Here is an 11,476-nt window from a genome sequence, read left to right as displayed (position 1 = left end):
AGTATGCCGACGGTTTCGTCTCCATTCCGCAAGGCCCCGGCCTCGGTGTCGAAGTGGACGAAGCCTATGTCATCGAGCGCGCCAAGGAAGGCCATCGCTGGCGCAACCCGATCTGGCGCCACGAAGACGGCAGCTTCGCCGAATGGTAATCAGAAGGGCCGCGAAAGCGGTCCTTTTTCATTCGCCATGTCGGATATCAGGCGCTTCACCCGTCATAGTGGAACTCAAAGAGGAGATTTCACAATGGCCAGAGCAATCGCAATCATCATTGCCCGCATCATCTTCAGCTTCATCTTTTTCATGGCTGCCGGCTTCAAGTTCGCCGATATCGGCGCGACCGCCGGCTACATCACGTCGGCCGGTTTTCCGATGGCGACATTCCTCGCCTGGGTCGCCGCCTTCTTCGAGATCGCGCTGGCGCTCGCGTTCATATCAGGCGCCTTCTTCAGCGAGGCCAGCCTGCTTGCCGGCATCTACGTGATCTTCCTCGCCTTTTCCTTCCATGGCCCGTCCCTCTGGCAGCAGAACCAGGCCGAATTCGGCTTTTTCGTCGATCACTTCTCTTTTCTGGCCGGCTTGCTCTTCGCCGCCGTTCACGGACCGGAAAAGTGGGCGCTGCGCCACAGCCTCCTGAAATAGCCTCCTCGCACGATCGCGCCGGAACCAAGAGCCGCCCTGTTCATTGCCCTTACCGGCAGAGGCAAAAGGAGCGGCTCATGGAGTTGCAGGGAAAGATCGCATTGGTGACCGGCGCAGGCTCCGGCATCGGCAAGGCAACTGCATTGAAGCTCGCCGCTGAGGGCGCAAAGGTCGCGGTGCTGAGCCGCACCGAAAGCGAGGTATTGCAGACCTGCAAGGAGATTGTCGCGGCCGGCGGCCAGTCGATCGAGTTGACTGCTGATACGAGCGACGAAGGACAGATGCGCATCGCGATCGACAAGATGATCGAGACCTTTGGCGGTATCGACATCGTCGTCGCCAATGCCGGCATCAACGGCGTCTGGGCGCCGATCGACGATCTCAAACCCGACGAATGGGATCAGACGATGGCTGTGAACCTTCGCGGCACCTATCTGACCCTGCATCTCACCGTGCCCTATCTGAAGATGAACGGTGGCGCGATCGTCGTCGTTTCCTCCATCAACGGCACCCGCACCTTCACCACACCCGGCGCCACGGCCTATACGGCCACCAAGGCTGGTCAGGTCGCCATGGTCCAGCAACTGGCGCTGGAACTCGGCAAACACGGCATCCGCGTCAACGCCGTCTGCCCCGGCGCGATCGAAACCAGCATTTCCGCCAACACCACCACGCGCCACCGCGAGGAAACCGAAGTACCGGTCATCTGGCCGGAGGGCGAAATCCCCATCACCGGCGGCAAGGCCGGGTCGAGCGACGATGTCGCCGAAACGATCCTCTTCCTCTCCTCCGAACGCGCCCGGCATATTACCGGCACGCCCGTCTGGATCGACGGCGGACAGGGATTGCTGCGTTAGGGCTGTTCCTGCGGGGTGCGACTATTGCCTTGGCTCGAAAGGATCATCGGCAGAGGCATAGGATGCATAAACTGCATAGGGTTATTTATAGCTACGTAGGAAAGTATCAGTCATGTCTATCAAGATATGACATTCTCTATAGAACGTAGGGAAATGCCCCTGCATATCCTGCGCCCTATGCAGGCCCCGAAGACCTGATAAATCTCGCTGAACCTCGAAGCGTTCCGCGCGAAAATACCAAGCGATTTGCAGTTGCATCAAGATAAAACGGCCTTGCTGATCAGCCGTTCAGCCGCCCGCTCTCCAGCGTGTAAAGCAACTGCGGGCGCTTGACGCCGCGTAGCGCGTAGCGGCCGATACAGGCGAGAACGTTGCGCTCCGCCTCGGGGATCGCCGCTTCGAAATCCGACGACATCAGCACGTTGAGATCGACCGAACGGCAGATCGAGGCGATGCGGCTCACCTCATTGACGGCCGGCCCGATGACCGTGAAATCAAGCCGGTCCTGACTGCCGATATTACCGTAGAAGACATCGCCGATATGCAGGCCGATATAGACATCGGTCGTCGGCCGCCGGTCCACCTCGCGCGCGGCGTTCAGCACCGCGAGCTTCTGCCGCAGCAGACGCTCAGCCTGCAGGGCCGCAGAACAACATTCTGCCGGCTCCTCGCCTTTGAAGATAGCGAGCACGCCGTCGCCAATCAGCTTCAACACATTGCCGCCAGCCTCATGGATCGCAGTAATCACCACTTCGCTATATTCGTTGAGAAGCGGGATGATCTCTTCCGGCGCCGAATTATCAGATATCTTCGTGTAGTTCAGCAGATCCGAGAACCACAGTGCTGCCGAAATCCGCTCCGACTTTCCGCGTGAGATCTTGCCTTCCATGACCTGGCGCGCTGCATCCTCGCCGAGATAGACCTCGGCGATCGTGCGGGCAATGCGCGCAAGCGCCACGCATTTGATCGCCAGCCCGAGCACCGGCACCAGCTTGCGCAGAATGACAAGGTCCTGCTCAGAAAAGCCTTCCGGGTGTTTGGTCGAAAAGTGCGAGAAGAAGCAGTCCATCTCGCCGATCGTGCCGGCCTCGGCGAAGCGATGCGCCATGGCGACATAATCCGTATGGCCCGACGCATGGATCTGCTCCAGCATGATGAAATCGGTCGGGTCGCCGAAGCCGATCCTGCGTCGCACCTCTTTGGTACCGGTCGTCCAGAGATAATAGAAAGCCGAGCGGCGCCAGGTATCGAGGCCCTGCCCTTCGCTCGAAGGGCCATATTCGAATTCGCCCTCGAACGCCTCTGAATTGTCCCAGCGAAAAGCCCGGCCTTCATGGACCGGATGAAGCGTATCCATCAGCGCCATCGCACGATCGAGCCGCATGCCAGCCTTGCGGCAGGCCCCGCAAAAGCCAGCCAGCAACTCTGCTTCAGACACGCCATTCAGGCCCTGTTCGGTCACCCAGGCTGCAATTGTGCCTACGTCGCTATGATCCATGCGCGCTCCTCGCTTCCCGCAAGCTGTAGCGTGAATCTGCCGCGGATGGAAAGACAATCAACCCGGATGGATTCCCGAACAAATCATTGCACAGCCGGCATATTGTAGGGCGTGACGATTTCGACGGCCGAAAAAGAAGCCGGTGCCGTCCGATTGGCGGGAAGCGCCCGCGTCATGATCGCACGGAAGGCCGAGCGCGCATCGGTCCTGAGATCATGATGCAGCACGAAATCGATCCGCCGTTCGGCGAGCAGGATGCGATTGTCGGCATCGAGGTCGTGAGCCACGAAAGCCGAGATCGGTCGGCCCGCAGCCTCGAAGGCAGCAAGCACCGCGCAATTGCCGCCACCGACCGAATAGACGGCGTTGATGACAGGATCGTCCACAAGAGCTGCCGCAACGAGCGTACCTGTCGCGGCATCGGTGCCGTGCCCTTCGCTGATTTCGATAATGCCGATCGAAGGATAATGCGCACGGATCACCCGGCGAAAACCGATTTCCCGCTCTTCCTCGCCCCTGAAACGGCCACTTGACAACGTCACCAGCACTTTGCCCCCTGCAGCCCCGAGCAGCCGGCCGATGAGATAGGCAGCGGTCTCGCCCGCTGCCCGATTGTCGGTGCCGGCATAGGCAGAGCGCCCCGAATTCGGCAGGTCAGTGACGAGCGTGACGACCGGAATGCCCGCTGCCTCCAGCCGTGCGACGGCAGCGACAACTTCAGGCACATCAGGCGCCTTCAGAACGATACCATGCGTGCCGCGCAGCCGGATACGGTCGAGAAGCTGCACAAGCTCGGCTGCCCGCATCACCTCGGCGAAATGGAAGCGGCAGCGGAAGACGGTCGGCAGGAAAGTCGCAACCTCTGCTTCGAACGCAGCCCGAACCGCATCGCTGAACCGCTCCGGCGTCTCCATGACGATATCGATCGCAAGCTTCCGGCCGGCGACATCGGCGCCTGCCTGCTTTTCGAGTTCGGCCATCGCTGCCCTCACCCGCGTCTCCGTCTGCCGCCGCACACCGGGCCTATCGTTCAGCACCCTATCGACGGTCGCCGTGCTGAGACCTGCCTGGAAAGCGATATCCTTGACGAGAAAGGGATGGGCCATATCAGCTGTTCTGATGGATTTTTGATGGTTTCCTGATCTATATCAGGCTCCCAGCCGGCGTATAGTCCCTTCATCGGAAATGGAGGAGCACCCGATGAAATCAGACAACCAGCAGAAGCTGCGCGCCGATCGCGTCTGGCTGACAGAGGACGCCTGCGATCTCACCGATTTCCGCGCCCTTGCCGAGAAGACCACCTTGCTTGCCGACTATCCGACGGCCTCCGCCGTCGAGAAGAACGTATTGATCTACGACAGCCGCAAGGTCGTCGAGGCGGCTTCGACGCCGGAAGGCCGCCGCGCTGTTCTCGCCGAAATCAGCGAAGCTTTCGGCATCGGCCCCGGCGTCGTGGTCTTCAAGCGCGCCTATGAAGATACCGGCATCATCGACCGGGCGAGCGTGATCTTCGACGAAATCATCGAGGAGCAGCACCGCACCTCGACCGGCGGCGGCGACCATTTTGCCAAGCCTGGCGCCAACGACCGCATCTGGAACTCGCTCGAAAAGCACTGCCTTGCCGATCCCGAGAACTTCGCCTGCTACTACGGCAATGCCATCGTGGCGCTGGCAAGCGAGGCGTGGCTCGGCCCGCATTATCAGATGACGGCGCAGGTCAATCGCGTGAACCCTGGCGGCGCCGCGCAATCAGCCCACCGTGATTATCACCTCGGTTTCCAGTCTTCCAAGGTGATCGAGCAGTTCCCCGCGCATGTCCATCGCCTCTCGCCGGTGCTGACCCTGCAGGGCGCGGTCGCCCATTGCGACATGCCGCTCGAAAGCGGCCCGACGCTTTTCCTGCCGCACAGCCAGACCTATGAGCCGGGCTACCTCGCCCTCAAGCGCCAGGAATTCAAGGACTATTTCGACCAGCACCATATCCAGCTGCCGCTGGAAAAGGGTGACGTCGTCTTCTTCAATCCCGCCCTCTTCCACGCCGCCGGCACAAACCGCTCGAAAGACATCAAGCGCGTGGCGAACCTGCTGCAGGTTTCCTCGGCATTCGGTCGGGCAATGGAGACCGTCAACCGCGAACGCATGAGCGCCGGACTTTTTCCGGCCCTCAAGGCACTGAAGGGCAAGCTCTCTGCCGGCGAGATCGCCAATGCCGTCGCCTCCTGCGCGGAAGGTTATTCCTTTCCAACCAATCTCGACCGCGATCCACCGGTCGGCGGCCTCGCGCCGAAGACCCAGGCGCAACTGATGCATGAGGCGTTGGCCGAGAACTGGAGTGACGAGGCATTCACATCGGCACTTGCCGAACAGGCGGCGAAGAAGCTGAGCTGACGCTTGGCCTTCCACTATAATCATCTCAAAGCCCCTCGCCGCCGGCGAGGGGCCATTCGCATGTCATCAGGAGGAAAAGACATATGAGCACTGATCACACCCGCCTCGACGGCAAGATTGCCATCGTCACCGGCGGCACACAGGGCCTTGGCGCCACTATCGCCCGCCTCTTTGCCGAACGTGGCGCAAGAGGCATCGTCATCTGCGGCCGCAACGAAACCAAGGGCAAGGCGAAGGCCGAAGAGATTTCGTCAAAGACCGGCACCAAGGTCGTCTACGTCAGGGCCGATCTCGGCAAGGTCGAGGATGCGCAGAATGTCGTCCAAGTCTGCGACCAGACGTTCGGCCACGTCGATGCACTGGTCAATGCAGCCGCCATCACCGACCGCGGCACGATCCTCGATACCAGCCCTGAACTCTTCGATGCGATGTTTGCCGTCAATGTCCGCGCACCCTTCTTCCTGATGCAGGAGGCGGTGAAGGTCATGCGCCGCGAAAAGATCGAGGGCACCATCGTCAATATCGGCTCCATGTCCGCCAAGGCCGGTCAGCCCTTCATCGCCGCCTATTGCGCCTCGAAGGGTGCGCTGGAAACGCTGACCAAGAACACCGCCTATGCGCTGTTGCGCAACCGCATCCGTGTCAACGGATTGAACATCGGCTGGATGGCCTCAGAGGGCGAGGACCGCATCCAGAAGGAATTTCACAAGGCCTCGGATGACTGGCTCGCCGAGGCCGCCGCCAGCCAGCCCTTCGGCCGCCTGGTCGATCCGGAAGAGGTGGCCCGCGCCTGCGCCTATCTCTCCTCTGCGGAATCCGGCCTCATGACCGGCTCCGTCATCTGCTTCGATCAGTCGATCTGGGGCGCCTATGACGGTTCGCCGCATCCCGTTGCTGCGCTTTAAACCTCATGAGCAATTCCAGCAAAACTGTGCAGCGGTTTTGCGTTCGGAATTGCGTAGAAACTAAGAAACGGGAATGTCCGCAGCCCGGCGCTTTCTGCAGCCGGGCTCTGGAACGTTCAGCCGTTTGCCGCTACGAAGGTGGAATATCGATCTGGGAGGAATCGGGCATGGCCGGAAACGAGCTTTATGATAACAGAGATGAGCGTTTCGGCGCGTTGATCGCCGGCAGCGCGGTACTGGAAGAGCTTTACACAGGCTGCCGCTGGGCCGAGGGTCCCGTCTGGTTTTCCGATCTGAATTGCCTGATCTGGAGTGATATTCCGAACGAACGCCTGATGCGCTGGGTACCGGATGGAACGGTATCCGTCTTCCGCTCGCCTTCGAACTACGTCAACGGCAACAACCGCGACCGGCAGGGCCGCCTGGTTTCCTGCGAGCACGGCGGCCGTCGTGTCACCCGCACCGAGCCGGACGGCCGCATCACGGTTCTCGCCGACAGCTATGAGGGCAAGCGGCTGAACTCCCCGAACGACGTCGTCGTGAAGTCCGACGGTTCGATCTGGTTCACCGATCCGAGCTACGGCATCATGTCTGACTATGAGGGCCACAAGTCTCCGGAAGAACAGGAGACGCGGAATGTCTACCGCATCGACGCCGCGACCGGCGAGATCGAAGCCGTCGTTACCGACTTCATCCAGCCGAACGGCCTTGCCTTCTCCCCGGATGAGCGCCAACTTTTCATCGCCGATTCCGGCTCCTCCAATCACGAAGTCCCGCGCCATATCCGCGTCTTCGATGTCGTGGACAGCCGCAAGCTGACGAATAGCCGCTATTTCTGCTCGATCGACAGCGGCGTGCCGGATGGCCTTCGTTTCGATGTCTCGGGAAATCTCTGGACGAGCGCGGCTGATGGCGTGCACTGCTTTGCCCCTGATGGGACGCTGATCGGCAAGATCAAGGTGCCGCAGACCGTCTCCAACATCACCTTCGGCGGTCCGAAGAAGAACCGGCTCTTCATCACTGCCACGCGCTCGGTCTATTCGATCTATACGACGACGAACGGCGCGCAGTATCCGTAAAATCCGGCGGACTATTCCTTCCGGACTGCAGCCCGCAAGCCTTGCTGGAAAACCTGCTTCATCTCGGCAAAACCTTCAAAGCCGAGATGATGCGCGAAGCGGATAACGCTGGTCTGCGAGACGTTGCAACGCTCGGCTATCTTCTGACTGCTTTCGAAGGCGAAAACATCAGGTCGCTCGGCGGCCAGCCTCGCCAGCGTATCCAGCCGCCGCGGCAGATCGCGATGGATGGACACCCAGAATGCCTTGCTGAGAAAGGCATCACTGTCAGCCTTCATCGAAACAGTCTGCATTTGTCCCTCCATGCGTTACCGCCCGCGGAGGCCAAAGGCGTCATGACCTCAGCCCCGCGGGCGGAACTGCTTAAGCTTTCACTTTGTCCGGCCGGCCGTGCAACGGCTCCTTGCGATGCCAATTTTCGAGAATGCGGCCATCCGTGTGCTTCTGCTGCGCCCAGCGGATGCCGTTCGAGATGACCTTGTGTACGATCTTGTCATGATAGATCGGATAGGTCTCATGGCCGGGGCTGAAGAAGAAGATACGCCCGCGGCCGCGCTGGAAGGTGCAGCCGCTGCGGAACACTTCGCCGCCGGAATACCAGGAGATGAAGACCAGCTCGTCCGGCTGCGGGATATCGAAGGGCTCGCCATACATTTCCGAGGCGTTGACCTCGAAATAGGGCGGCAGGCCCTCGGCGATCGGATGCGAGGGATTGACCACCCAGACACGCTCCAGATCACCCTCAGGCGTCTCGCGCCAGGAGAGGTTTGCATTGGTGCCCATCAGCCGGCGGAAGAGCTTGGAGTGATGGCCGGAATGCAGGACCAGCAGGCCCATGCCCTTCAGCACCCGCTGCTGCACACGGTCGATCAGCCCGTCGCTGACTTCCTCATGCGCCATGTGCCCCCACCAGAGCAATACGTCGGTATCGTCGAGCACGGAGTCCGGTAGCCCCTCGTCCGGATCGTCGAGCGTACCACGGCGGATCTCGAAATCGGGATGGGCGATACCGGCAGCGATCGCACCGTCTATACGGTCAGGGTAAATGTCCTGAACCTCTTTGTGGACCTGCTCGTGGCGTCCTTCGTTCCAGATAGTGACCTTGATTGTCATGCGAGTCCTCGATGTTTCAAGCTTGGGCCGACCGGACGACCCGGCCGGCAGAATCGAACAGATGGCAGGCGGCGCGCTCCGCCGTCAGCGAAACGCGGTCACCGGGGCGGATGGTCATATCGCCCTCGGTGCGCACGACGATCGGCTGCTGCTGCGAACCGACCGTCAGATAGGTCTCGACGCCGAGCCGCTCGACGATGACGACCTCGGCCGAAAAATCGCCCTGCCCCTGTGGCGCGAGCTTCAGATGTTCCGGTCGGATGCCGAGCTTCGCTTCGCCCTGCGGCACGACGCCATTGGCGTCTGAAAGATCGATGGCAAGGCCGAGCGGGCTTTCCAGATGCACCTTGCCGGCATCCCGGCGCGTCGCCGTCATCGGCAGCACGTTCATCTTCGGCGAACCGATGAAGGTCGCGACGAACTCGTTTTCGGGCTGATGATAGAGCTCCATTGGCCCGCCCTGCTGGGCGACGACACCCTTGTTGAGAACGACGATGCGGTCAGCCATCGTCATCGCCTCGACCTGGTCGTGCGTGACATAGACGACGGTCGCCTTCAGCTCGCGATGCAAGCGCTGCAGCTCGGCGCGCATCTGTACGCGCAGTGCCGAGTCGAGGTTCGACAGCGGCTCATCGAACAGGATCAGTGACGGCTTCTTGATGATGGCGCGGCCGATCGCCACGCGCTGGCGCTGGCCGCCGGAAAGCGCTCCCGGCTTGCGACCGAGGTAGTCCGTCAGCTGCAGGATCTCGGCGACGCCTTCCACCTGCTTCTTGATTTCGGCTTCCGGCACCTTCTTCAGGCTCAGCGAGAAACCGATATTTTCCCCGACCGTCATATGCGGATAGAGCGCATAGGACTGGAACACCATGGCGATACCGCGCTTATCCGGCGGCACGTCGTTGATGCGCTGGCCGTTTAGCACCAGATCGCCCTCGTCGATACCTTCGAGGCCGGCGATCATGCGCAGCAGCGTGGACTTGCCGCAGCCGGACGGGCCGACGAACACGGCGAATTCGCCGTCTTCCACCGTGATATCAACGCCCTTGATGACTTCGAGCGCGCCGTAGAATTTGCGAACGTTTCTGAGATTGATCATTCGTTTCTCTTTCTTGATCTCAGCCCTTCACACCGCCCGAGAAAGTCTGGACGAGGAAGCGCCGCGCAAAGCCGAAGGCGACGACGGCCGGCAGCAGGTAAATGAAGGCGAGAGCCGTCAGCAGGCCGTAGTCGATCTCGTTGATGCGCAGAAAGGCGCGGAAGAGACCGAGCGGCAGCGTCTGCAACTCCGGCGACGAGAGGAAGATCAGCGGCAGCAGGAAATCGCCCCAGGCCGACATGAAGGCGAAGAGCCCGGCAGCGGCCAACCCCGGCATGGCAAGCGGGATCAGCACACGGCGAATGCGCTGCATCATCGTCGCGCCGTCCATGACCGCCGCCTCTTCATAGTCGCGCGGCAAGCCGTCGAAGAAGGTCTTCATGATCCAGAGCCCCAGCGGCAGCTGCATGGTGGCAAGCACCAGCATGATGCCGAGATAGCCATCGATGAACCCGGTCCAGCGCATGATGTCGCGCGCATAGCTGCCGAAGACCGGCCGCAGGATCGCAGCTTCCGCATTGTTCAGCGTCAGCAGGAACTTGTAGAGTGGCACGACGAGTGCGGTCGGCGGCAGCACGCGGATGAGCAGGATCGCATAGAGGAACGGCAGCTTCCACCAGGCTCGCGTGCGTGACAGGGCATAGCCGCCGAGTCCTGCCAGAACCATGACGATAAGCGTCGCGCCGCCGACCACAAAGAGCGAGTTGAACAGCCACTTCGCCCCGTCTTCTTTGGTGAAGACGCGCACGTAATTTGCGAAGGTCCATTGTTCCGGCCAGCGCAGGAAAAGCTGCGCGTTGCCATCGAAGGAGGCGAGCAACACCCAGAAGAAGGGCACGGCGCAGAAGATCGAGATGATCGTCAGTGTTGCGTAGGCAAGCAGGTCGGAGCGGGTCTTGTTGGCCCCTTCACTCGGGGAAATAACGGCCATGTCAGACCTCCACCTTCATGGCTCGAACATAGCCGATACCGAGGATCAGCGAGATGAGGAGCGCGACGACCGCGACCGCAGCGCCGTAACCGAGCTGGAAGGCCGTAAACGACTGGTTATAGATATAGATGCTGACGACCTCCGTTGCCCCGCCCGGCCCACCGCGCGTCAGCGCATAGACAAGGCCGAAGACGGCAATGGTGGAGACGGCCGAGATCAGCATGTAGAGCAGGATCGTCGGCATCATCAGCGGCAGGGTGATGCGGCGGAACATCTGCGAGGGCGTTGCGCCATCCATGCGTGCCGCCTCGTAAATCTCCGAGGGAATGGTGCTGAGGCCCGCCGTCAGCAGGATCATCGCCGTGGCGATGCCGCGCCAGGTATTGACGATGATGATCATCGACAGCGGGAAAGCATTCAGCCAGTCGGCGGGATCGATGCCGAAGAAGGCGACGATGCGCGACAGCGTGGCATGTTCGCCGCCGGCCAGCATCGAGATCCACATAAAGCCGGCAACGACCTCAGGTGCTGCGTTCGGCAACAGAATGATCGCGGAAAAGATCTGCCGGAAGCGGATTGACCGACGCAGCGCCATGGCCGAGATCAGCCCGAGCACGAACTGCCCGATGACGGCCGAACCCATCACGAACACGAAGGTGACGAACAGCGAATTCCAGAACTTCGCATCGTTGAAAAGGCGCACGTAGTTGCGGATGCCGACGAAACGCGGCCGCAGCGCCGCAGCACCCGTCAGCGCCTCATTGGTGAAGCTCAGATAGACGGAATAGAGCGCGGGATAGATCACAAAGGCCAGAAGCAGGATCAGCGATGGCAGCAGAACCAGCAGGAGTTGGCGCTCGGTTCGCTTTTCATGAGAGTTTCGGGCCATTGAAGCTCACAACCTTATCGAATGAAATCGGGAAGACGCGGCAATCGTGCCGCGTCCCCGTCTTGGCGGGAGGAAGAT

General features: G+C 60.9%; 12 protein-coding genes and 1 pseudogene. 6 read left to right on the top strand and 7 right to left on the bottom strand.

Translation table 11 applies throughout. From position 1 onward, the window contains the following. The 3 genes and pseudogenes from AC1DNW_RS30850 to AC1DNW_RS30840 all read left to right on the top strand — a co-directional run. Window positions 1-149 (top strand): annotated as a pseudogene (locus AC1DNW_RS30850) (galactonate dehydratase); the annotation flags it as partial. Window positions 150-243: 94 nt separating this feature from the next. Further along, window positions 244-639, top strand: a complete 396-nt coding sequence (locus AC1DNW_RS30845; protein WP_113296792.1) for a DoxX family protein — start codon at window positions 244-246, stop codon at window positions 637-639. 77 nt (window positions 640-716) lie between these two features. Further along, on the top strand, window positions 717-1,496 hold the full coding sequence (locus AC1DNW_RS30840; protein ID WP_113296791.1) for an SDR family oxidoreductase: 780 nt from the start codon (window positions 717-719) through the stop codon (window positions 1,494-1,496). A 280-nt stretch (window positions 1,497-1,776) separates the two neighbouring features. Here AC1DNW_RS30840 and AC1DNW_RS30835 read toward each other — a convergent pair whose 3' ends face one another. After that, complete coding sequence (locus tag AC1DNW_RS30835) at window positions 1,777-2,994, bottom strand: adenylate/guanylate cyclase domain-containing protein (RefSeq protein ID WP_113296790.1); 1,218 nt, start codon at window positions 2,992-2,994, stop codon at window positions 1,777-1,779. A gap of 83 nt (window positions 2,995-3,077) precedes the next feature. Further along, window positions 3,078-4,100, bottom strand: coding sequence for a LacI family DNA-binding transcriptional regulator (locus tag AC1DNW_RS30830; protein ID WP_113308281.1), 1,023 nt, complete (start codon window positions 4,098-4,100; stop codon window positions 3,078-3,080). Between the two features lie 94 nt (window positions 4,101-4,194). On the opposite strand from AC1DNW_RS30830, the gene AC1DNW_RS30825 reads away from it, so the two are divergent. The 3 genes from AC1DNW_RS30825 (at window position 4,195) to AC1DNW_RS30815 (ending at window position 7,366) form a co-directional block, all read left to right on the top strand. Beyond that, the gene (locus AC1DNW_RS30825) at window positions 4,195-5,382 is read left to right on the top strand and encodes a phytanoyl-CoA dioxygenase family protein (protein WP_113308282.1); all 1,188 of its coding nucleotides are present in this window, start codon (window positions 4,195-4,197) and stop codon (window positions 5,380-5,382) included. 83 nt (window positions 5,383-5,465) lie between these two features. Beyond that, window positions 5,466-6,287, top strand: coding sequence for an SDR family oxidoreductase (locus AC1DNW_RS30820; protein ID WP_113308283.1), 822 nt, complete (start codon window positions 5,466-5,468; stop codon window positions 6,285-6,287). 167 nt (window positions 6,288-6,454) lie between these two features. After that, the gene (locus tag AC1DNW_RS30815) at window positions 6,455-7,366 is read left to right on the top strand and encodes an SMP-30/gluconolactonase/LRE family protein (protein ID WP_477855322.1); all 912 of its coding nucleotides are present in this window, start codon (window positions 6,455-6,457) and stop codon (window positions 7,364-7,366) included. Between the two features lie 11 nt (window positions 7,367-7,377). Here the strand turns inward: AC1DNW_RS30815 and AC1DNW_RS30810 are convergent, their stop codons facing one another. From AC1DNW_RS30810 to AC1DNW_RS30790, 5 genes are all read right to left on the bottom strand, one after another. Next, window positions 7,378-7,659, bottom strand: a complete 282-nt coding sequence (locus AC1DNW_RS30810; RefSeq protein WP_162748453.1) for a MurR/RpiR family transcriptional regulator — start codon at window positions 7,657-7,659, stop codon at window positions 7,378-7,380. Between the two features lie 70 nt (window positions 7,660-7,729). Next, window positions 7,730-8,479 (bottom strand): ThuA domain-containing protein, encoded by a 750-nt coding sequence (locus AC1DNW_RS30805; RefSeq protein WP_113308286.1) that lies wholly within the window; start codon window positions 8,477-8,479, stop codon window positions 7,730-7,732. A 16-nt stretch (window positions 8,480-8,495) separates the two neighbouring features. Then, entirely contained in the window at window positions 8,496-9,578 is a 1,083-nt protein-coding gene (locus tag AC1DNW_RS30800) for a sn-glycerol-3-phosphate ABC transporter ATP-binding protein UgpC (protein ID WP_113308287.1), read from the bottom strand. Window positions 9,579-9,597: 19 nt separating this feature from the next. Next, a complete protein-coding gene (locus AC1DNW_RS30795) occupies window positions 9,598-10,509 on the bottom strand; it encodes a carbohydrate ABC transporter permease (protein ID WP_113308288.1) in 912 nt (303 codons plus the stop codon). A gap of 1 nt (window position 10,510) precedes the next feature. Then, the gene (locus AC1DNW_RS30790; protein WP_113308289.1) at window positions 10,511-11,398 is read right to left on the bottom strand and encodes a carbohydrate ABC transporter permease; all 888 of its coding nucleotides are present in this window, start codon (window positions 11,396-11,398) and stop codon (window positions 10,511-10,513) included. Window positions 11,399-11,476: the final 78 nt, after the last annotated feature.

It is taken from the genome of Rhizobium sp. 05L429 (assembly GCF_056397645.1).
Note: the sequence above shows the minus strand (reverse complement) of the source record. Positions and strands in the feature narration are given on the sequence as shown.